General features: G+C 33.5%; 21 protein-coding genes. 15 read left to right on the top strand and 6 right to left on the bottom strand.

Annotation, left to right across the window (positions count from 1 at the left end; translation table 11 throughout):
• Positions 1–46: 46 nt before the first annotated feature.
• Positions 47–1,576, bottom strand: a complete 1,530-nt coding sequence (ppx, locus tag J5E45_RS08140; RefSeq protein WP_069792295.1) for an exopolyphosphatase — start codon at positions 1,574–1,576, stop codon at positions 47–49.
• A gap of 233 nt (positions 1,577–1,809) precedes the next feature.
• Positions 1,810–3,348, bottom strand: a complete 1,539-nt coding sequence (locus J5E45_RS08145; RefSeq protein ID WP_039067384.1) for an AbgT family transporter — start codon at positions 3,346–3,348, stop codon at positions 1,810–1,812.
• A gap of 220 nt (positions 3,349–3,568) precedes the next feature.
• Between J5E45_RS08145 and J5E45_RS08150 the strand changes: the two genes are divergently transcribed.
• Positions 3,569–4,387, top strand: a complete 819-nt coding sequence (locus J5E45_RS08150) for an SDR family oxidoreductase (protein WP_039067383.1) — start codon at positions 3,569–3,571, stop codon at positions 4,385–4,387.
• 164 nt (positions 4,388–4,551) lie between these two features.
• Here J5E45_RS08150 and J5E45_RS08155 read toward each other — a convergent pair whose 3' ends face one another.
• Positions 4,552–5,628, bottom strand: a complete 1,077-nt coding sequence (locus J5E45_RS08155; RefSeq protein ID WP_069792296.1) for a M42 family metallopeptidase — start codon at positions 5,626–5,628, stop codon at positions 4,552–4,554.
• A 199-nt stretch (positions 5,629–5,827) separates the two neighbouring features.
• Here J5E45_RS08155 and J5E45_RS08160 point away from each other — a divergent pair, with 199 nt between their 5' ends.
• Positions 5,828–6,346 carry a thioredoxin domain-containing protein gene (locus J5E45_RS08160; RefSeq protein WP_039067381.1) on the top strand — a complete coding sequence of 173 codons (519 nt, stop codon included), beginning with the start codon at positions 5,828–5,830 and terminating at the stop codon, positions 6,344–6,346.
• Positions 6,347–6,399: 53 nt separating this feature from the next.
• On the opposite strand, the gene J5E45_RS08165 is transcribed toward J5E45_RS08160, so the two are convergent.
• Positions 6,400–7,983, bottom strand: a complete 1,584-nt coding sequence (locus J5E45_RS08165; protein WP_039067379.1) for an FMN-binding glutamate synthase family protein — start codon at positions 7,981–7,983, stop codon at positions 6,400–6,402.
• 186 nt (positions 7,984–8,169) lie between these two features.
• Here J5E45_RS08165 and J5E45_RS08170 point away from each other — a divergent pair, with 186 nt between their 5' ends.
• From J5E45_RS08170 to J5E45_RS08185, 4 genes are all read left to right on the top strand, one after another.
• Positions 8,170–8,946: a CPBP family intramembrane glutamic endopeptidase gene (locus tag J5E45_RS08170; protein WP_208181993.1), complete on the top strand. Its 777-nt coding sequence runs from the start codon at positions 8,170–8,172 to the stop codon at positions 8,944–8,946.
• A gap of 104 nt (positions 8,947–9,050) precedes the next feature.
• Positions 9,051–9,701, top strand: coding sequence for an ABC transporter ATP-binding protein (locus J5E45_RS08175; RefSeq protein ID WP_039067376.1), 651 nt, complete (start codon positions 9,051–9,053; stop codon positions 9,699–9,701).
• Entirely contained in the window at positions 9,698–10,471 is a 774-nt protein-coding gene (locus tag J5E45_RS08180) for an ABC transporter permease (protein WP_039067375.1), read from the top strand. The genes J5E45_RS08175 and J5E45_RS08180 overlap by 4 nt, the downstream gene beginning before the upstream one ends.
• A 311-nt stretch (positions 10,472–10,782) precedes the next feature.
• Positions 10,783–11,961: an MFS transporter gene (locus J5E45_RS08185; RefSeq protein WP_069792299.1), complete on the top strand. Its 1,179-nt coding sequence runs from the start codon at positions 10,783–10,785 to the stop codon at positions 11,959–11,961.
• Positions 11,962–12,109: 148 nt separating this feature from the next.
• Here J5E45_RS08185 and J5E45_RS08190 read toward each other — a convergent pair whose 3' ends face one another.
• Together J5E45_RS08190 and J5E45_RS08195 are read right to left on the bottom strand one after the other, a co-directional pair.
• Positions 12,110–13,480 (bottom strand): CitMHS family transporter, encoded by a 1,371-nt coding sequence (locus J5E45_RS08190; protein ID WP_107549708.1) that lies wholly within the window; start codon positions 13,478–13,480, stop codon positions 12,110–12,112.
• Positions 13,481–13,756: 276 nt separating this feature from the next.
• Positions 13,757–15,112 carry an APC family permease gene (locus tag J5E45_RS08195; RefSeq protein ID WP_107549141.1) on the bottom strand — a complete coding sequence of 452 codons (1,356 nt, stop codon included), beginning with the start codon at positions 15,110–15,112 and terminating at the stop codon, positions 13,757–13,759.
• Between the two features lie 186 nt (positions 15,113–15,298).
• Between J5E45_RS08195 and J5E45_RS08200 the strand changes: the two genes are divergently transcribed.
• The 9 genes from J5E45_RS08200 (at position 15,299) to J5E45_RS08240 (ending at position 22,989) form a co-directional block, all read left to right on the top strand.
• Entirely contained in the window at positions 15,299–15,895 is a 597-nt protein-coding gene (locus tag J5E45_RS08200) for a YdeI/OmpD-associated family protein (RefSeq protein WP_101049899.1), read from the top strand.
• Between the two features lie 259 nt (positions 15,896–16,154).
• Positions 16,155–16,703 carry a TetR/AcrR family transcriptional regulator gene (locus J5E45_RS08205; protein ID WP_208181994.1) on the top strand — a complete coding sequence of 183 codons (549 nt, stop codon included), beginning with the start codon at positions 16,155–16,157 and terminating at the stop codon, positions 16,701–16,703.
• 192 nt (positions 16,704–16,895) lie between these two features.
• A complete protein-coding gene (locus J5E45_RS08210) occupies positions 16,896–17,786 on the top strand; it encodes a beta-keto acid cleavage family enzyme (RefSeq protein WP_039067366.1) in 891 nt (296 codons plus the stop codon).
• A complete protein-coding gene (locus J5E45_RS08215; protein WP_208181995.1) occupies positions 17,783–18,748 on the top strand; it encodes a 3-hydroxyacyl-CoA dehydrogenase NAD-binding domain-containing protein in 966 nt (321 codons plus the stop codon). The genes J5E45_RS08210 and J5E45_RS08215 overlap by 4 nt, the downstream gene beginning before the upstream one ends.
• A gap of 1 nt (position 18,749) precedes the next feature.
• The gene (locus tag J5E45_RS08220) at positions 18,750–19,223 is read left to right on the top strand and encodes a thioesterase family protein (protein WP_039067362.1); all 474 of its coding nucleotides are present in this window, start codon (positions 18,750–18,752) and stop codon (positions 19,221–19,223) included.
• Between the two features lie 294 nt (positions 19,224–19,517).
• Complete coding sequence (locus tag J5E45_RS08225; protein ID WP_039067360.1) at positions 19,518–20,702, top strand: betaine/proline/choline family ABC transporter ATP-binding protein; 1,185 nt, start codon at positions 19,518–19,520, stop codon at positions 20,700–20,702.
• Complete coding sequence (locus J5E45_RS08230; protein ID WP_017722793.1) at positions 20,702–21,337, top strand: ABC transporter permease; 636 nt, start codon at positions 20,702–20,704, stop codon at positions 21,335–21,337. The genes J5E45_RS08225 and J5E45_RS08230 overlap by 1 nt, the downstream gene beginning before the upstream one ends.
• A 15-nt stretch (positions 21,338–21,352) precedes the next feature.
• Entirely contained in the window at positions 21,353–22,297 is a 945-nt protein-coding gene (locus tag J5E45_RS08235) for an osmoprotectant ABC transporter substrate-binding protein (RefSeq protein WP_039067358.1), read from the top strand.
• Entirely contained in the window at positions 22,297–22,989 is a 693-nt protein-coding gene (locus tag J5E45_RS08240; protein WP_069792307.1) for an ABC transporter permease, read from the top strand. Before J5E45_RS08235 ends, J5E45_RS08240 begins: the two co-directional genes overlap by 1 nt.
• Positions 22,990–22,999 lie beyond the last annotated feature (10 nt).

Here is a 22,999-nt window from a genome sequence, read left to right on the forward strand (position 1 = left end):
TAGTCTTAGATACATATTTTGCTACACTTAATTTATCATAAGAATTTTAAGATTTTGTAAAGATTATAGAAATATTTTCCTTTAAGATTTTATCGATGTGTTTCTTTTGTCTATGCGCTTGGTATTCTTCAGCAATAGGTGCGCCATTATAATAAACGTAAAGGATGTACTCACCGTTTTCTTTTTTGAGATTTAAACGCTCAACAGCATTTGTATGAGAGATGTTGAGTGCATTGACGAACTTTATAATACCTCCTAAGTATTGGATATTATCTAACTCTTTACCACGAAGCCATTTTGTTTCATGACTAAAGAACTTTAACAGGGATTTATTTTTAAAACTTGCAAGCAGCGCTAACTTGACACGATCTTCGTGTTTGAAGCCATCAATCATTGAGTTAGCAATAATATAATACGTGTGGGGCGAACTTGAATCAGCGTCGATAAATCTACCTAGGTAATACAAGTATGCGCCCTCAGCAAATAAAGATTTTTCTTTTGCTGAAACTTCAATTTTATCTAATTTAATTAATTGTTCTAAGAGTGATTGTGCTAATTTTACACGTTGGTTAGCACTAGCTTCTTCAATACCGTATTCATTTGCTAAATGATACAAGGCATCTGTTCTAATATTTTCTTTTTTAAATTCTTCTGGGTGACGTTCGCCAATAACATTCATGGCGTAGCCTTCACGAAGGCCTTTTCGAGAGAATGTAAATTGAGTGGCATCTATTTTATTAAATAGAGTATTAAAGACTGCTACGGCAGGCAGTATAATATCCACACGGTCTCTACTTAGTCCATCAATATCTTTTAAATCATCACGTGAACTCTTTTTAATGATTGTATATACTTCTTCAATGTTATCTTCAGACATTGTATAGTTGTGTACGCCACCGATAGGGTATGAGTGTTCAGACTGGTGTATACGTGCTACGTTACGAGCAGAACCTCCAATACCTACAAGTGCGACTTCTTGATTTTTTATCCATGATAATTGATCAAATTGTTTAGATAAGAATTTTTCCATATCTTTAATTGCAGATTTGTCGTTATGGTCTTTGCCAACAAAAAATTTACGTTGTAAAGTAACGACACCGAAAGGGAAACTGTGCGATTTTATTAGTTTTTTATCTTTAAAGAGTGTGACTTCTGTTGAGCCACCACCAATATCAACAGAAACGCCATCATTAATGTCTGTAGTATGTGTAATTGCATAAAAACCATAAAATGCTTCTTCTTGATCGTTTATGATTTTAATTTTGATATTAAGTTCTTTTTTTATTTTTTCGAGAATTTTATCTCTATTTGTTGATTGTCTGATTGCTGCAGTAGCTATAGGATGCAATGCATCAACTTCAAATTTATCAGCTACCTTTTTAAAGCTACTTAGTGTTTCAGTGAGTACTCCAATTCCCTCGTCGTTCATTGCCAAATCTTCAGTTAAATACTGGCTTAACCTTGCTGGCGTTTTAATATTTAATAATTCATTTAATCCAGTTTTTTTATCAAATTCGAAAATAACCAATCTAATGGTATTTGAGCCGATATCAATTAATCCTATACGTTCCATAATGCCTCCTAAAATATTAATGAGGTAATTTATATTGTTGTATTTTATTTACCCATTTCTTAAGTTTATATTACATTAAATATAATAATTTGTTACTAATTATTTTCATACTGCTCAATAGAAATTAATTTAAAATAAATCGCATATATTACAATACATAATATAAAACAGACAAATCCACCAGTCAGGTATCTAACAATGAGAGATTTATCTGTTATGTGCATAATTGTCATATATTATTTCATATTTAAAGGTCCCCCGGGTCCTAATGGCCAACCTAATAAATACCAAATAATCATAAACAATGGCCAAACAATACTTAAAATGATGGTATAAGGCATCAAACTTGAAAGTAAGGAACCTAATTTCATATTATTGTCATATTTTTGCGCATAAGATAATAGTAATGGCAAATATGGCATCATCGGAGTGATTGGATTACTGATAGAATCACCAATTCTATAAAGCATTTGTGTAAAAGCTGGATGAAATCCAACAAGCATTAACATTGGTATAAAAATAGGTGCTAAAATTCCCCATTTAGCGGATGCACTACCTATCAGTAAGTTAATGATTGCGCTTAATAAAATAATGCCTAAGATTAATACAATTCCATTTTGTCCTTGGAGTAATGAAGCTCCTTTGACTGCAATGATAACGCCTAGATTACTCCACTCTAAGAATGCTAGTAGTTGCGCTGCAAAGAATACTATAACAATAAAAGAACCCATCGATCCCATAGAATCAGCCAACATTTTACCTAGGTCTTTAGAATTTTGAAATGCTTTCATTTTAATTCCATATACTAAACCAGGTACTAAAAATAAGACTAAAATAATTAGACCGACACCATTAATAATTGGTGCATCGTTAAGTAAACTACCTGTTTTAGCATTTCTTAGAAAACTATTTTGTGGAATTGCTAAAACAATGAGTAAAGCAATCATTGCAAAGAAGCTTATGTTTGCCCAAAAAACTGCTTTATTTTCTTCAGGTGTTAATCCTGTATTTTCTTCGTCAACTTTAATATCTGAGTTGGATGTATCATATGTTCCGAGCCTAGGAATAACAAATCGCATGGTTACCCAATATACAGCTGGTAATAAAACAATAATACTGGCAGCTATGAAGTACCAATTCATTGCGACGTTTACGTGCACATTATCATCAACAATTTTTGCTGCAGGCTCTGTAAAAGCATAAAGTAAAGCATCAGACATACCAATCATGACATTAGCTGAGAAACCTCCAAGTGCTGAGGCATAAGCCATGGCTAAACCAGCGATAGGGTGATAACCTAATTTAATAAAGACCATGGCAGTAAGTGGAGGTAACACGATAGTAGCGGCATCACCAGCAGCGTTACCTAAGATGCCAACTAATATAATTACAGGGACTATAATTTTCTTGGGGGCCTTGTGTACTACTTGTATCATCAATTTATCAAAATAGCCTGTTTTTTCCGATACACCTATTCCTAGCATGACAGCTAATACAAGACCTAGGGCAGGAAATTCAGAAAAATTCTTAACAGCATCATTCAAAATCATTGATAAGCCGTCGCTACTTAAAATGCTTTTAATTGCAATGGTATCACCTGTGCCAGGATGTTTAACTGTGATAGAGAAAAATGAAATAATCCAAGTTAATACGGCGAGACCTAAGCACATTAAGAAAAATAAAATACTAGGATCAGGTAATCTGTTACCAATCTTTTCTACTATATTTAAAAATCTATTGATAAGCGTTGGTTTTTCCTTTGAATTTAATGACATGGTCCTAACCTCCCAATTAAGTTGTCGAAAGTATAACAAATTAAAGATAATAATTAAATGAAAATTTTGAAAATTTAGAGTTGTATAAAGTTCAGATTTTGTAAACGTTTTAATTTAAAAGAACTAATAAATGAAGTTTTGTAGGCAATTAAAAAAGGAAGTACATAATTGAGATACGTTAAAAAATAAAGTGTATTTTAAAAAGGAGTCGTGAGTAATAATGGGAAGATTAGAAGATAAAGTAGCTGTATTAACAGGAGTGAGCACAGGTATTGGTGCAGCTACCGCGCATGTTTTAGCTAAAGAAGGTGCTCATGTCATAGCAGTAGATATCTCGGAAAAAGTACATGATACGGTTAAAGAAATTAATAATGCGGGATATAAAGCTTCAGGTTACACTGTTGATGTTTCAGATGAACATGCAGTAGAACGATTTGCAGAAGCTATTAAAGAAAAATTTTCAACAATCGATGTACTCTTCAATAATGCAGGTGTTGATAATGCTGCTGGTAGGATACATGAATATCCTGTAGAAGTCTTCGATAAAATAATGGGAGTCGATCTTAGAGGTACCTTTTTAATGACTAAGTTTTTCTTACCATTAATGATGGATGAAGGTGGTTCTATTATTAACACTTCGTCATTCTCAGGTTTAGCTGCAGACTTAAATCGTTCTGGATATAATGCTGCAAAAGGTGGTGTGATTAATTTTACACGTTCAACTGCGATAGAATATGGACGTGAAAATATTAGAGCTAATGCGATTGCACCAGGTACTATTGAAACGCCGCTTGTTGATAAATTGACTGGTACTGCTGAAGAAGAATCTGGTAAAGCATTTAGAGAAAATCAAAAATGGGTCACTCCATTAGGCAGATTAGGAACTCCTGAAGAAATTGGGAAACTTGTTGCATTCTTAGCATCAGACGATAGTTCGTTTATTACTGGTGAAACGATTACCATTGATGGCGGTGTAATGGCTTATACATGGCCTGGTGAAATGTTAAGTGATGATAGTTGGAAAAACACGACTAAATAAAACAAGCAATTTTTAATAAGAAACAAAATAATTATATCAAGAAGCGAGGCTAAGACAATTAATTTGTCCCAGCCTCGCTTTATTAATGGCAGTAGCTTAAATTCACACTCTAGGTTTTGTATGTGTTGATTGTATTATATCTTTTAGCGTAGTGTGTAGAAATATTACCAAATAATTTCTTCTACAACGTCATCATTTAAAGATTTAACAATTTCAGTCACAAGTGCGACTGAATTTTTATAATCATCAGTGTGTAGTACTGACACGTTTGAATGCATATAACGTAATGCGACACCAATGGAAACAGTTGGTATACCTTCATTCGCAACGTGTATGCTACCAGCATCAGTACCGCCACCAGCTGTAGTATCTAATTGAATAGAAATGTTATGTTTCTTAGCTATTTCTTTAATATGTTTGGTAAAGCCGATGTGTCCAATATTAGAAGCATCCATGATAATGACAACAGGTCCGTTGCCAATAGCTGTATCACTAACTTGCCCAGACATGCCGGGTGTATCGTATGCAATTGCAACGTCAACAGCGATTGCTAAGTCTGGTTTGATTTTATTAGCAGCAACTTTTGCCCCGCGTAAACCAACTTCTTCTTGTACATTTGCGCCAGCCACTAAATTAATATCGATAGCATCATTTTTTAATTGTTGTAAAACATCAACGGCAAGCGCGCATCCGTAGCGATTATCAAAAGCTTTTGCAGTTAAATATTTGTTGTTCGCTAATGTTTCAAATTCACTATACGGTGTAATCATATTTCCAATTTCTATACCGAATTGCTCGGCTTCTTTTTTACTTTTAACGCCGATATCGATAAACATTTCTTTCATATCAATTGTTTTTTTACGCTCTTCAGGTGATAGTACATGAGGTGGTTTAGAACCGATAATTCCTCTGATTTTCTTACCTTTGTCTGTTGTAACAGTAACTTTTTGTGACAACATGACTTGATTCCACCAACCGCCGATTGGAGTGAATTTTAAAAATCCATCATTATCAATTTTAGTAACGATGAAACCAATCTCATCTAAATGCCCAGCAACCATTAATATTTTGTTACCATTTATTGCGGATTTTTTACCAAAAATACCACCAAGGTTATCTTCTACAATTTCATCACTAACAGGTTTTAAATAATCATGCATTAAAGCTTTCACTTTCATTTCATGACCTGCGATGCCATCGACATCAGTTAAAGATTTTAATAGTTCTACTGATTGATTCATATTAACCCTCCCAAGTTTGATTTATAGATATATTTTACCATTTTAAGATTAATACCATATAGTCATTTGATTTAAATAAAAATTGATAAGAACTGCATAAATCTAAAAATAAATCTTACTAATTTACTAAGATTAAAAATGTGCAATAAATCAGGAATCATGTTTCAATAAATATAATAGATAAATTGGAGGGGTTAAAATGACAAAAGTTAATCATCTTACATTAGGTTCAAATGAAGCGCCAATTCAAGTCGAATCTTTTATTAATTTTGCATGTCCATATTGTAAGAACTATTTTAGAGCTGCAGACAAGGCACTCAAACCATTTATTGAGGCAGGTAAAGTGCAACATGTGGTCAAACATTTTGATAAAACTAAGCAAGCCTTATTAAAAGGGACGGTTGCAAATATTCATTTAAATTATCAAAAAGTTGATGAAACGATAGAAATTATACGTGATTTATACGATACACAAGATGAATGGAAAAAGAGCTTTACTGCAATTGAAGATAAAATGACTCAAACACTTAATTTAACACCTAACAAAGAAGCAGATGAACGTTCACTAGCAATTAATGAAGAAACATTTGAGCGTGGTATTAAAGGCATCCCAACTGTATTTATTAATGAAGTTCAATTTGAGTTTAACCCATTAAAAGATGAACAGAGTGAAATAGAGGCATTGATTACGGACAAAATAACCCAATTAAGCAAATAAATAAAAACACTATGACAAACAATTCGAAACGATTGTCATAGTGTTTTTATTTTCTATACATGTTCTATCAATTTTAATTTATAGTCTTGGATAGATTGAATACTACCATCTTTATTTTTAATAATAATATGCTCTTTAGTAATTTGTGTCGGTGATTCCACACCAACTGCAGCTGCGATATTAAATAAACCTTCATGCAAACTTGTTACAAAATTTGTGACACGATATTTTTTCTCATCAATAATTAGGCCTTTTTCTCTTTTTGGGTCAGTAGTGGCAACGCCTACTGGACAAGTGTTCATATGACATTGTTGACTCATAATACAACCTACACTAATCATCATGCCACGAGCTATGTTGATTAAATCTGCACCTAGACCAAGTGCAATCGCAATCTTATCTGGTGTGATTAATTTGCCTGAAGCAAAAATTTTGATGCGATCTCGAATGCCGTACTTTTCAAGTAAAGAAGTAAGTATAGGCAGTGCTGTGAAAAGAGGTAAACCTACGCCATCTTCTAACTCTTGGAAAGTTGCACCAGTTCCTCCTTCTCCACCATCTATTGTTATAAAGTTTGGATATTGGTGTGTATCAACCATTGAGCGCACTAGGTCTTCTACCTCTGAGACCTTGCTAATTACTATTTTAAAGCCAACAGGTTTTTGACCAAGTTGTTGTAATTGATGTACCCAAGAAAGTAATGCAACCGGATTATCGATTTGATCAAAACGATTAGGTGAATTTATAGTTTTCCATGGCTCAACTTTACGAATTTTTGCAATTTCTTCAGTAACTTTGTTTCCTTGCATATGGCCGCCCCTTGTTTTAGCGCCTTGAGCTAGTTTGATTTCAAAAGCTTTAATTCTTGATTGTCGTGATAAATGTGTAAAGGCGTCTATATCAAAATCACCTTGTTTATCACGGACTCCGAATAGACCAGGCCCGATTTGGAAAATAATATCTACATCACCAGAAAGATGGTGTTTTGATAGTCCACCTTCACCTGTATTCATCCATGTACCAGCTTGTCCCAAACCTTTAGAAAGGGCAGTAATAGCATGACTGCCTAATGCCCCGTAACTCATACCAGATTGTCCGACTAATCGTTTTAGTTTGAAAGGTTGTTCAAGCTCTGGTCCGAGTATAATTTGATTATCGTCTGATAAATAGTAAGGGTCGATTTCTGTTTTTATTCTATGCTCGTCACGATCAAATAGACGTTCATTATCTATTTGATAAATAAAAGAAGATATCATAGGTGATTGATCGATGTGTAATTCTGAGGATTGTAATGGAAACATAGTATTTTGAATATAAAAACCATCTTCATAATCGCGTTGAGTACCAAAACTTGTCATTCTGGAATTATATTTGCCTGCTAAAACGATATTAGTGAAATCATTTCTAGAAAAAGGTTTACCTTTAGTATCAGCCAAAAAGAGATATTGACGTAATTCAGGCCCTATTTTCTCACCAAAATAACGTATTCTAGCTAATAAAGGATAATTACGTAATACGCTATGTTGTTTTTGGCGTTTATCTTTAAATAGTAATAGTGCACCTACAATAAGACCACTTAATAAAAATAAAACAATGATTATATTAACAATAAACTGTAGTACGGTTAATATTGTCATAAAACATCCCCCCATATAACTATATGTTACAACAAAATGATCATTTTACAATAAAATAGCTAATGAAAAAGCCACTTAATATTAAAGTTCTAAACAATGAAATGATATAGAAAAATTTATAAAATATATATAAGTGATTTGAATCATGATATATTTGCAATATATAAATATAAAGGAAGGTGTCTTATGGATGAGGAATCAATGTTAAAAAGCACGAAGCAATTACAAGAAAAAAACAAATGGCAGAGTAAGCATATTATGAAAAGAGATTTCTGGCTTATTCCTTTTTATATACTATTCAATCAAGTTGTACCTTTAATTGTCTTAGCTGTAATATTTGGCGTTTCTTTTTTATTTAATATTAAAAATGCAGTTGCAGACAATGATTATAGGATTGTAAGTACCGTAATCTCTGAAATTATTATTTTGCTAAGTTTTTATTTAATCCATAAGAAGCATCGATTAGTACCGATTGCGATGAATCGTTTTAAGAAAAGTAAACAATATTTATTAATGATTTTGGCTACTTATATCGTTTCAATTGTATTAATTACTGGGTATGAATGGGCGACGGATTTTTTGCCTAAATCACTTCAATATGGCGAGACTCAAAATCAAATGTTATTAGAAGAGTTGTTTGATAATAATTGGATGTTACCGCTATTATTTATAGATATAGTCATTTTAACGTCTTTTATTGAAGAATTAATATTTAGGCATTTAATAATTCATGAATTAGGTAAAAAAATAACCTATGGTTTTGCTACGGTTCTATCAATAATCCTTTTTGCATGTATACATGTTATGGGAGCCACGTCTCCTTTTGAAATAGGAAGTTATATTATAATTGGTGCCAGTCTTGCCTTTGTTTATCTAAAAAGTGGCATGAATTTGGCCGTTTCTATCACGCTGCATAGTTTAAATAATTTTATATCATTTATAACGATTGTTATTTTAAAATAACTTTTAATCAGGTAGTGTTAAGTTATATTTTCTTAGAAATTGGTTATTTATATCATGTGTTAGGGAATAATGATGAATAAAGCAAATCTTAGGGAGGCTGTAGCATGTTAGAACTGAAAAATGTTTCATATCATGTTGATAAACGTGACATCATCAACAATATTTCTTTGAAAATTGAACAAGGAGAAACCATTGCGATTGTAGGCCCTTCAGGGAGTGGGAAAAGTACACTAATGCGTTTGATTAATAATTTAATCAGTCCTACAGAAGGGGAAATCTATTTGAATGGTAAGCCTTATGAGCAAATTAGCCCAGAAACATTGCGTATGAAAATTAGTTATTTGTTACAAGAAAGCGACTTGTTTGATAGAACTATAGGAGAAAATTTAGCTTTTCCAGCAGAAGTACGCAATGAGAAATTTGACCGTAAAAGAGCAAAATATTTATTGAAGACAGTTGGTTTGGGCCATTACAATTTTAATACAAGAGTAGATCATTTATCCGGTGGTGAAAGACAGAGAATAACAATAGCAAGACAGTTGATGTACAAACCACAGATGTTGTTGTTAGATGAAGCGACTAGTGCACTAGATAAGCAAAATAGTGAAAAAATTGAAAAACTAATTTTTAATATGGCCAAAGAAGGAGTCTCAATTTTGTGGATTACACATAGTAATGAACAAAGTAGTAGGCATTTCAAGAAAAGGATTAAAATCGTTGAAGGTCGAATTGAGCAGGAGGATGATTTATCATGAGTACAACTGCGTTAGCATTAACCGGTCTTCTGTTACTATTCCCTATCATTGTCTCTTATAAAGAAAAATTACATATAATTAAAGATTTATTAATTGCTACATTACGTGCAGTAGTACAACTTGTTATTTTGGGATATCTCTTACATTTTATTTTTGGAGTGAATCAAAAGTGGTTACTGCTTACATTTGTATTGATAATTATTGTAAACGCTTCTTGGAATACAATAAGTAGGGCATCACCAGTAATGCATCATGTGTTTTGGATTTCATTTATAGCTATATTCGTTGGTGTTGCCTTGCCATTAGTTGGAGTAATCCTGACTGGTGCGATACAGTTCAAACCCAATGAAGTTATACCGATTGCAGGTATGTTGGGAAGTAATGGTTTGATAGCCATCAACTTGGCTTATCAAAATTTAGATAAAGAATTTGTAAAAGAAATGAGTCAAATCGAAGCTAAATTAGCTTTAGGTGCAAACCCTAAATTGTCCTCTAAGGCAACAATTAGGAACAGCATTAAAACAGCGATTGTACCGACGATTGATTCTGTAAAAACATATGGTATCGTCTCTATACCTGGTATGATGACAGGATTGATATTAGGTGGCGTTGCACCATTAGAAGCAGTGAAGTTTCAGTTAATGGTTGTATTTATCCATACAACTGCGACGATTATGTCAGCTTTAATTGCGACATACTTAAGCTATAAACAATTCTTTAATCATCGAGATCAACTGATTGGGCGTCATCTACATACGGAAGATAGATAATATGTAATCGAGTTATGATGACTTATTTAACTTCATATTTAAAATATTTGCGGATATTTAGTGACTCATGTAAATTATAGTGGTATATATTCGGTTTATAATTGAGTCGCAGTACCAACAAAGCTACGTGTTTTGTTGGTATTTTTTGAGTGTATCTCTAGAAATTGTTGAATTTAAGTGTTTCAAAGACAAATAACCATCATAACACCATACAACTACTATCATTTTAAAATGTTCAAACGTATTGACGTATGGTTTATAATATAATGGTTATGTAAAAATAAAAATTTATAAAAGAGAGGAGTGAATCTATGTCAGTGATGAGAATCGCAACATTCATTTTAAGTATATTTATTGTAGGTATGGTTGAAATGATGGTTGCTGGGATTATGAATCTAATGAGTAATGATTTACATGTCTCAGAAGCGATAGTAGGTCAGTTAGTGACACTGTATGCGATCACTTTTGCTATAGCAGGTCCAATCTTAGTAAAATTAACTAATCGCTTTTCACCGAGGCCAGTCTTGTTATGGGCGTTACTAACTTTTATTATAGGGAATGTAATAATTGCTATGGCGCCTAATTTTTCAATCTTAGTATTTGGACGTATATTATCATCAGCTGCGGCAGCGTTAATCGTGGTGAAAATATTAGCATTAACGGCTTTATTAACAGCTCCACAGCATCGTGGGAAAATGATTGGTATTGTTTATTCAGGTTTTAGTGGTGCTAATGTATTTGGTGTACCTATTGGGACAATTATAGGTGACTTAGTAGGATGGAGATATACATTCTTATTTATTGTCGCAGTCAGCGTGCTAGTCGGTATACTAATGTACTTCTACGTACCACAACCGCAATTTCAAACACCTAAAACAGGTACAGAAACAACGCAACGTGCAAGTAGTTATTCTAAAATATTAAGACCGGCAGAAATTGTAAAATATTTGAGTATAACGTTTTTACTACTCGTTGCCAATTCAGTGACATTTATTTATATTAATCCGTTGATGCTGAAAAGTGGCCATGATTTATCATTTGTGTCTATCGCATTGTTGATTAATGGTGTAGCAGGCGTAATAGGTACATCAATGGGTGGGTTCTTATCAGATAAACTCACAAGTAAACGTTGGTTAACGATTGCGACAACTATTTTTATTATTATGATGTTAATCTTAAATGTCTTCTTACCGGGCACAGGTCTATTATTGATGGTTATCTTTATTTGGAATATCATGCAGTGGAGCACAAATCCAGCTGTACAAAGTGGTATCATTGAACATGTAGAGGGCGATACGAGCCAAGTTATGAGTTGGAACATGTCTAGTTTAAACGCAGGAATTGGTATAGGTGGGATTGTAGGTGGCTTAGTTGTTTCAAAAGTAGACGTTTTTGCAACAACTTACTTTAGTGCCGCGATTGCCTTATTAGCCTTTATATTAATCATTAGTTTAAAAAACGTGGCGAAATATAACAAAGTTCAAGCGTAATGTTATATGATAACATGTGAAACTTACTTAGCATAAAGCAAATATTTTATATATAAATAATGGGGACAGCTTCCGACATATCAAGTAAAACTTGGTATCGGGTAGCTGTCCCCATTTTAAGTTCAAAAGTTCAATTTATATTCATAACTTAGATTGCTACTACGCCGATTAATACAGCGATAATCAACATGATAATAGCGAATCCCCATATCCAGAAAAAGGCATATTTTATATATGTTCCCATATTCGCCTCTGCAAGACCGATAGCTAACCATAAGGCTGGCGAGAAAGGACTAACAAAGGTTCCAATAATATTACCAATTATCATTGCGTATGCGGTAGATATAGCAGGGACACCAAATTGACTAGCAGTTTGTTCAACTATTGGAAGTACAGCAAAATAATAAGCATCTGTACTCGTAAGTAAATCAAGCGGTACACCAAAGATACCTACAATAATATGTAAATATGGGCCAACTGCGTCTGGAATAATAGCTATAAAGTTTAAAGCTATTGCTTCTAGCATACCTGTTTCGTTTAACACTCCTAAAAACATTCCTGCCGCTAAAATTACGGCGGCCATCATTAATGCATTGGGTGCGTGTGCTTTTAATCGACTCATTTGTTCATCTACGTTTGGGAAATTAATTACTAACGCGATAGCAACACCTATCATAAAGGCAAATTCTGGCGGTGCGATATTAGCTAACATCACGACGATAATAATAATCGTAAGTAATCCATTAACCCAATTAATCCATGGTTTAGATACTGCAGTTCCACGTACTGGGAATTTTACTGCTTGATCTTTTTCGTAATTATCTACAATTTTATGAATATCTATATGTTGTGTATCTCTAACTTCACCTTTATTTATAGCTTTGTTAATTCTCGCTTTCTCTCTAAGCCCTAAATAAGCTGCAAAAATCAGTACAAGTGCAAAACCGATTAATTGAACAGGTATAATACCGTACCAAAGTTCATTGACGTTTTTAACATTTAATACTGAAGCCGTACGCGCCATAGGACCACCCCAGGGCACCATGTTCATAATAGCAGCGCTTAAAGCCAATAGTAATAATAATAAATAGCGATTCATATTTAAGGCTTTATAAAGTGGTAACAATGCAGGAATAGATAATAAAAATGTTGTTGCCCCAGCACCATCAAGTTGTGCGAAGATACCTATTAAAGCAGTAACGATACAGACTACTATGACGTTACCTCTAGTGAGTAGTATTAATTTTTTTACAAGTGGTTTAAATAAACCACTATCACTCATTATGCCAAAAAATATAATAGCAAATATAAACATAATAACGACATTTATAACTTGGTCTAAGCCACTATTGAAAAATTTTACTAAATCCCCAATATTATAACCTAAAAGTAACGCCCCAATACTCGGTATTAAAATCATACCAACTACTGGACTAATGCGTTGCGCAATTAATAAGCCTACAATGGAAATAATAATCACTAGGCCCACAATTGTTAACCAAATACTTTCTTGTTGCATTTTACTTCCCCCTTAAGTTAAAGCGCTTACAAAAATACTGATTATCATCTGATTAATTAAAATGATTATATTTAATTGTACCAAAATTGAATATTGTTAAGTAATGATTATTGTATTATTTCATATTAATTTACTTATATTAAATAATAAGTAAAACAAAAGTACCGTAGCAAAATATATGTTTTTAAACGTATAAACAGAAATAAAGGAAGCAGATTAAGAATCATTATAGTAAAATTTGATCCCTGTTCTGCTTCCTAATAGAGAGGTCATTTATTAATTTATTTTTTCTGAAATGTGTGTTGTATTTAAACGTATATTATCTATATTTAAATTTGCTTTGCTATTCGAAAATTGTGCAATAGCAGCTGAAATTAAGATATAAATTAATGTGCCTATCATATAACCTACTTTTAAGTCTGATATTAATAAATAAGACTGATAAAGTAAAATAATTATAGCAGTGATTGCGATAACAACTAGTAATGGATAGGGTACTTTAAAGGGTGATTGTTTATAAGCTTCAGGGTATTTTTTAGGTAACTGTGTTACAGCTAATGCAGGAAATGCAAATACAATTAATGATATACCAGTACCTAACTGTGCAACAACATTTAAAGACATACCTGTAATGATAGGTAGCGCACCTATAATATAAAAAATAAGTAAAAGCCAATGTGGTGTGCCAAATTGCTTGTTCACACGACCTAAGACTTTAGGCAAATAGCCGTCATGAATTGCGATTAACAAACTTTTAGTTACCCACGTAAAAGTCGAATTAAGCGTTGTAGCTAAAGCAAACATCGCGCCACCAATCATAAAGAAAATAAAAATGGGCGTAGGCAGTACTTCTTTTGCTACGCTTGTTAAAGGTCTACCTGCAACTTCAGGTATCGGTAAAACTCCAACTGCAATTGACGCAATAAAGGCATATAATAGACCAACAAAAATAGTGGCTACAATAATAACAATTGGTATATCTCTTTTAGGATTTTTCATTTCTCCACCTAATTCAGCAACCACTTGTGCTCCGCCAGTGGCAAAAGAAACTAGACCAACAGCAGTAAAGAAACCTGTAAATCCATCTGGGAACATTGATTTTGAATTAAATACGCCAAAGTTAACGTGTGGCATACCAAAGATGATGAAACAAGAAAGGGCTACAATTAAGGTAATGACCATCAAATTTCCTATAATAGATGCTGACTTAACGCCGACGATATTCACGATGAATAAAATAGTCAACAATAAGAAGGCGACAGTTCTAACAGGTACGCCAGGAAAAAGCCCTTCTAAATATTGCGCAAATGACAGTGCATATAAGGATAGGGTAATTTGTAAAAACATAAACAACATTAGCCAAAATATACCAGTTTTAGGGGTCAGTAAACGGCTAGTATATTGGTACATACCTCCAGTAGTAGGTAGTGTAGAACCTAATATAGCAATTGGAAACATAGTCAATAACGTTATAACAGCGGATAAAATAAACGCAGGTGTTATACCACTGCCTGTCATCTGTATACCAATACCAGTTAGTGACATGACACCTGCCCCGATAATTTGCCCAATAGCAATTCCTAAAACATCTGTGAGACCTAACACTTTTTTTAAATTTGTTGCTTGTTGCATTCAATCACCTCTATATATTATGTAATTGTAAAAATAATAAAAAAATCATAACATAATTCTCGTTTAATTCATAGTGTATCAATCGGAAAACTTAGGTTTTATGATGAAAAAGATTCCAAATAGATAAAATAGAGCATTTTATAGTAGAATAAAAATAAATAAAAATTATAATGAGGTGCAAGTGTTATGCCAAATCAACAAAATCATATAAAAGTAGATGCATTTATTGATAGATTAAAACAGTGGCAAGACGAGTTTAAATTGATGCGTGAAATTATTAGAGAAACTGAATTAGTTGAAGATTACAAATGGATGCATCCTTGTTATACACTAGAGAATAAAAACATAGTGATTGTACAAGACTTCAAACATTATTGTGCGTTGTTGTTTGAAAAAGGTGCTATTATGGAAGATCCTTATCAAACATTGATTCAACAAACTAAAAATGTACAAGCAGCTAGACAATTACGTTTTGAGAGTTTAGAAGAAATAGAGCGTCGTAGAGAAGAAATTAAATGGTATATTGAAGAAGCTATAAGAATAGAAAAATCAGGAAAAAAAGTACCTATGAAAGAAACAGAAGACTACGAAATGCCAGTAGAATTACAAGCAAAATTAGATGAAATACCAGAACTTGAAGAAGCGTTTAATCAATTGACTCCTGGTAGACAAAGACAATATATGTATCATATAGCACAGGCTAAAAGAACTTCCACACGTGAAAATCGCGTATTGAAATATATAGATCATATTTTAAATGGTAAAGGCATGAATGATAAATAATTTTTAAAATGAATAAAGCGTTTAGGCTGGGGCTTAAAATTACTGTCCCTGCTTTTAATTATTCCTATAATCATGCATGCCGTGGCAGTGTACATAAAGTAAACTATATTAGAAATTATGATAATATACCTATGTCTTTAATTTAGAAGTTATAGAAAGATAGAGTTGCAACTTTAGCGTTTATCGTATATAGTTTGCTCGAATATAAAATACTACGAGACAACAGGTCAGATAGTACATTGAGAAAGAAGGTGTATGAATGCCAAGAGTTTCCAAACAGATACAATTATTACAGGCAGCTGCAGCTATCGTTGATGAACAAGGTAGTGAATATTTAACGTTAGATGCTGTTGCTAAAAGAGCTGGTGTCAGTAAAGGAGGCTTATTGTACCATTTTCAAAACAAATTTGCGTTAATACAAGGGCTCGTTGACCATGCAGACGAACTATATCGTAACAATGTTAATGAATATGTAGAAAAAGATAATAACGAGAACGGTAAATGGGTTCGTGCCTTTATTGAAGCAACTCGTGAACATCGTGCTGAAAATGGTTCGATTACATCTGGCATGCTTGCTGCCCAAGGCATAAACAGTAATTTACTATTACCATTACAAGACACATATAAAGAGTGGCAACATAATATTGAAAATGATGGGCTAGATAAAGTAGACGCCACTATAATTAGGTTGGCAGTTGATGGATTGTGGTTATCAGAAATTTTTGGTTTAGATAATTTAGATGAATCGATGAGAGAAAAAGTGTTGGACAGATTGACGGAATATACTCAAAGTGATAAAAACGACTAAATTATTTTTTAGTCTATGTAATTTATAAAAAAATAATAAAATGAATAAACTACGGTAAATACTGTTACTAAAGGAATAATCGACAATTTAAAGTTGATTATTCCTTTTTTTAAATCTTTAAAGGCTTGAAACTAAACCGTCCAGTTGGTACACTAACCGATGTATTAAAAACGCTCTTGGAGGTTTATATCAATGAAAAAAGTTATGCTAACAGCAGCATTGACAGGTGCTGGAGATACTGTAGATAAAAATAAGCATGTCCCTGTGACGCCACAAGAAATTGCTGATTCTGCAATTAAATGCGCAAAGGCTGGTGCTACTGTAGCACATATTCATGCGAGAGATCCAAAAACAGGAGGGATTAGTCATAATGTGGAGTTTTTTAGGGAAGCAGTAAGGCTAATTAGAGCAGCAGATGAAGATATCATTATTAATATTACGTCAGGTGGAGGTGGAGATTTCATTCCAAGCCTTGAAGATCCATATACAGCAGAGAAAGGATCTGATATGCAAACCCCTGATGAGAGACATGAACCAGTTGGCACATTATTACCTGAAATGTGTACATTAGATTGTGGTAGTGTCAATATGGGCGACGCTATTTATTTGAGCCCTGCAGATTGGTTAAGAAAACAAGCTCAATTGGTCAAGGATGTAGGTGTTAAACCAGAATTAGAGTGCTTTGATAGTGGCCATATTTCTTTTGCAAAACAATTGATAAATGAAGGACTTATTGAAGGTACACCGCTATTTCAATTCTGTTTAGGTATTCCATGGGGCGCTGAAAATGATCCAGAAACCATCGAATATTTTAAAACACGTATACCTGAAAATGCAGATTGGTCAGCATTTGGTATTGGAAGGATGCAATTTCCAACAGTAGAGGAAGCAGCAAAACGTGGTGGTAACGTTCGTGTTGGTTTAGAGGACAATTTATATTTAGCAAAAGGTGTAAAAGCATCTAACGAACAACTTGTTGAAAAAGCAGTAGAAATACTCAAAGATTTAGATATTGAGCCGATGACACCGGCAGAGGCGCGTGAAAAGTATAAGCTTAGATCGCCACAAGGAGGTACAAAATGAAGTTTGCAGTTGTAGGTACAGGTGTAATCGGTAGCGGTTGGATTACAAGAATATTAGCACATGGACATGAAGTCATAGCGACAGATCCGAGTGAAAATGCATTTGAAAGTATGTTGAAACAAGTGAAACAAAATTGGCCATATGCTGAACAACTTGGCTTAGCAGAAAATGCATCTTTAGAAAATTTAACGTTCACCCCTCATTTAGAAGAAGCAGTTAAAGATGCAGATCACATTCAAGAAAATGTTCCAGAAATTGAATCATTAAAGGATCAAGTATTAACTGAGATAGATTTCTATGCAAAACCTGATGCTACAATAGGTTCTAGTACATCAGGTATCATGCCCTCAGAATTACAAAAGAATTTACAACATCCAGAAAGATTAGTGGTAGCGCATCCATTTCATCCAGTTTATATTTTGCCCTTAGTTGAAATTGTTCCTGGTAAACTAACTACAGAAGAAATAACAGTAAAAGCTGAAACAATTTACGAAAGTATTGGTATGGATGTACTGCATGTGAGACATGAAATTGAAGGACATGTGGCGGACAGATTGATGGAGGCGTTATGGAGAGAAGCGTTGCATATTGTTAATGATGACATCGCTACTACAGAAGAAGTAGATAAAGCGTTTACCCACGCAGCTGGATTACGTTATGCGCAATATGGCCCGTTTATGACGTTCCATTTAGCTGGTGGTGAGGGCGGTATGCGTCATATGTTAAAACAATTTGGTCCTGCATTGAAAAAACCTTGGACTAAGTTATTAGCTCCTGAATTAACCCAAGAACTTTATGATGAAGTCGTCAATGGATGTGAATCTTCATCACAAGGCCAAACGATGTCAGAACTTGACCAAAAACGCAATGAATTCTTAGTTAAAGTGAAGCAACTTGCAGAAACATATTGGCCAGAAGACACACCTTCAATGAAAAAAAGCAATAATCAGTCGGTGTATTAATATGACTCAATCATTATTTGAATATACGACAACAGTAAAAAAAACTTGGGTGGATCATAATGGCCATATGAATGACGCTGAGTATAACCGCGTATTCAGCGATGCAACAGACGGGTGGTTAGCTACTTTAGGGTTAGATTTACAAGCAATCGAACAATTGCAATATACAATATTTACACTTGAAAATCACGTGATGTATTTAAAAGAAATAAAAGTAAATGAGTCAATTACTGTTACAATTGAATTATTTGATTTTGATACGAAACGCTTACATGTATTTATGACATTAACTAATGAGCAAAATGATAGGTGCGCGACATATGAAGTGATGCTAATGGGTATTGATACTGAATATAATAAACCGAAGCCATTTCCAGAAACTATTAGAAAATCAGTTGAACTTTATGCAGATATTGCATTAATTCAACATCAACCTAAAGAACTTGGGCATCATATTGGAATTAAACGAAAATAAATTTTATTAATAAATTTTAAACTATTCAATAAAAGGTTTTTTGAATGTATTGATAAACAAAATTCATCATTATAAATTGTTTAATTTTATTAATTGATGTATCTTGTTATATATAGGCTGATAAAAATTTAAGCAAAAACGACTATTTATATGTATTTAGCAAAACATAAACAAATTAGGGCTATATGTGCTCATGTTTTTACTTATTTTAGGATATGTATAACATCCACAAGTAGCCCTGAATTTATTAGGGATTAGTTGAAATTGAATATATACATAGAAAGGAATTGACCCATGTTAAGTATTAAAAACTTATCTAAAGTCTATGGCGGTGGTAAAAAAGCTGTAGATAATATTTCATTAGAGGTTGAATCTGGTGAATTTATAGCATTTATTGGTACAAGTGGTAGCGGTAAGACAACTGCCTTAAGAATGATAAATAGAATGATAGAAGCAACTGATGGCCAAATTACAATTAATGGCAAAGATGTCCGTAAGATGAATCCAGTAGAATTGCGTAGAAAAATTGGCTACGTTATTCAACAAATCGGATTGATGCCACATATGACTATTAGAGAAAATATTGTTTTAGTGCCTAAATTATTAAAATGGTCACAAGAAAAGAAAGAAAAAAAGGCGAAAGAATTAATTAAATTAGTCGACTTGCCTGAAGAATTTTTAGATAGATATCCTTCACAACTTTCTGGTGGTCAACAACAGCGTATTGGTGTTGTTCGAGCATTAGCTGCTGAACAGGATGTTATTCTGATGGATGAGCCTTTTGGGGCGTTAGATCCAATTACTAGAGATACATTACAAGATTTAGTTAAAGAGTTACAACAAAAATTAGGTAAAACATTTATCTTTGTCACACATGATATGGATGAGGCGATTAAGCTAGCCGACAAAATTTGTATTATGTCAGAAGGTCGTGTGATCCAATATGACACACCTGACAATATTTTACGACATCCAGCAAATGACTTTGTACGTGACTTTATTGGTCAAAATAGATTGATACAAGATAGACCTAACATGCGTACGGTTAAAGATGCGATGATTAAACCAGTTACAGTACATGCGGATAGTACATTGAATGAAGCAGTAGAAATTATGAGAGCACGTCGTGTCGATACTATTTTTGTAGTAGGTAACAATAGCCGATTATTAGGTTACTTAGATATTGAAGATATCAATCAAGGTTTAAGAACGCATAAGGATCTTATTGATATGATGCAACGTGATATTTATAGAGTACGAATAGATAGTAAATTACAAGACTCTGTTCGTACAATCCTTAAGAGAAATGTAAGAAATGTGCCAGTAGTGGATAGTGATGGTAAAACATTGATTGGATTAGTTACGAGAGCCAACTTAGTAGATATCGTTTATGACAGTATTTGGGGAGAATTAGATGAGGATGTTAGCGCTACTGAAGCTGCAATTGTAGAGCCCGATAATGTAGGAGCTGATATATAATGAAACAATTCATAGAGCAATATGGTGGTCAACTGATTTCTAAAACAGTAGAACACTTTTATATCTCAATGATCGCTTTGTTGATTGCCATTGTAGTAGCTGTGCCTTTAGGAATAATTCTATCCAAGATGAAAAGAACTTCAAATATTGTGCTTACAGTTGCTGGTGTATTACAAACGATTCCTACATTAGCTGTACTTGCGGTCATGATACCAATTTTTGGCGTGGGAAAATTACCAGCAATCATAGCTTTATTTATCTATGTACTTTTACCAATATTAAATAATACTGTTTTAGGTGTTAAAAATATCGATAGTAATATTAAAGAAGCGGCAATAAGTATGGGCATGACTCGTTTTCAATTAATGAAAGATGTGGAATTGCCATTAGCCTTACCGTTGATTTTAGGTGGTATTCGATTATCATCTGTTTATGTAATTAGTTGGGCGACGCTTGCCAGTTATGTCGGTGCGGGCGGTTTAGGTGACTTTGTATTTAACGGATTAAACTTATATGATCCATTGATGATTGTAAGTGCTGCAGTGCTTGTAACAGCATTAGCATTAATTGTAGATCTATTACTATCATTAGTTGAAAAATGGGCAGTACCAAAAGGGTTAAAAGTATCCAGATAAATTAAGGAGGACATTATGAAAAGATTGAAACAGTATTGTATCGCGCTTGTACTGTGTCTGACGGTGTTGTCTGGATGTAGTTTACCCGGTTTAGGTGGAAATAGCTCAGACAACGAAGTCAAGATTACAGCACTTGCGACGAGTGAATCACAAATTATGTCTCATATGCTGAGACTTTTAATAGAACATGATACTGATGGGAAAATTAAACCAACATTAATAAATAACTTAGGTTCAAGCACGATTCAGCATAACGCTCTTGTAAACGGTGATGCAAATATGTCGGGTGCCCGTTACAATGGTACAGATTTAACAGGCGCATTGAATGAAGATCCCATTAAAGATCCAGAGAAAGCAATGAAAGCTACTCAAGAAGGTTTCCAAAAGAAATTTAATCAAACATTCTTTAACTCATATGGTTTTGCAAATACATATGCGTTTATGGTTACAAAAGAGACAGCTGAAAAATATAATTTAGAAACAGTGTCTGATTTGAAAGCACATAGTGATGAATTAAAACTAGGCGTCGATAGCTCATGGTTAAATCGTAAAGGCGATGGCTATCCAGGGTTTACTAAAGAATATGGTTTTAAATTTAATACTGTTAGACCGATGCAAATTGGTTTAGTATATGATGCCTTGAATTCTAAAAATCTTGACGTGGCAGTAGGATATTCCACAGATGGTCGAATTGCAGCATACGATTTAAAAGTGTTGAAAGATGATAGACATTTTTTCCCACCTTATGCAGCTAGTTCGGTAGTAACAAATGAATTATTAGATAAATACCCTGAGTTAAAACCGATTATTAATAAGTTAGAGAATAAGATTTCAACAAGTGAAATGCAAGATCTTAATTATCAGGCTGATGGTAAAGGGAAAGAGCCTGCAGTTGTTGCAGAAAACTTCTTGAAAAAACATAACTATTTTGAAGATGAGAAGAAGGGTGGTCAAAAATAATGGAGGGTAATCTATTACAGCAATTAATCGAATATTATTCAGTAAACTTTGGCTACCTTTGGGATTTATTTATTAAGCATTTACTTATGTCAGTGTATGGCGTGCTATTTGCAGCTATTGTGGGTATCCCACTTGGCATTGTTATAGCTAGATATAAGAAACTCTCATGGACGATTATTACAATTGCTAATATTATACAAACCGTACCCGTTATAGCGATGCTTGCCATTTTGATGTTAGTTATGGGTCTAGGACCGACGACAGTAGTAGTAACAGTATTCTTATACGCTTTATTACCGATTATTAAAAATACTTTTACAGGTATTGTAGGCGTAGATGAAAATATTAAAGATGCCGGTAAAGGTATGGGTATGACACGTAATCAAGTCTTACGCATGATAGAGTTACCATTAGCTTTATCTGTTATTTTAGGAGGACTAAGAATTGCTCTTGTTGTAGCTATTGGAGTTGTCGCTGTTGGGTCATTTATTGGTGCACCGACCTTAGGTGATATTGTAATCCGTGGAACAAATGCTACAGATGGAACTACATTTATTTTAGCTGGTGCGATACCAATTGCATTAATTGCAATTTTAATAGATATTGTATTAAGGTTATTAGAAAAACGATTAGACCCTACAAATAGAACACAGAAGAAACAAAAACATAGACCTCAGGGTATTAATCAGTAAAGAAAGTAGT

The sequence above is a fragment of the Staphylococcus shinii genome, assembly GCF_017583065.1.
GTDB lineage: Bacteria > Bacillota > Bacilli > Staphylococcales > Staphylococcaceae > Staphylococcus > Staphylococcus shinii.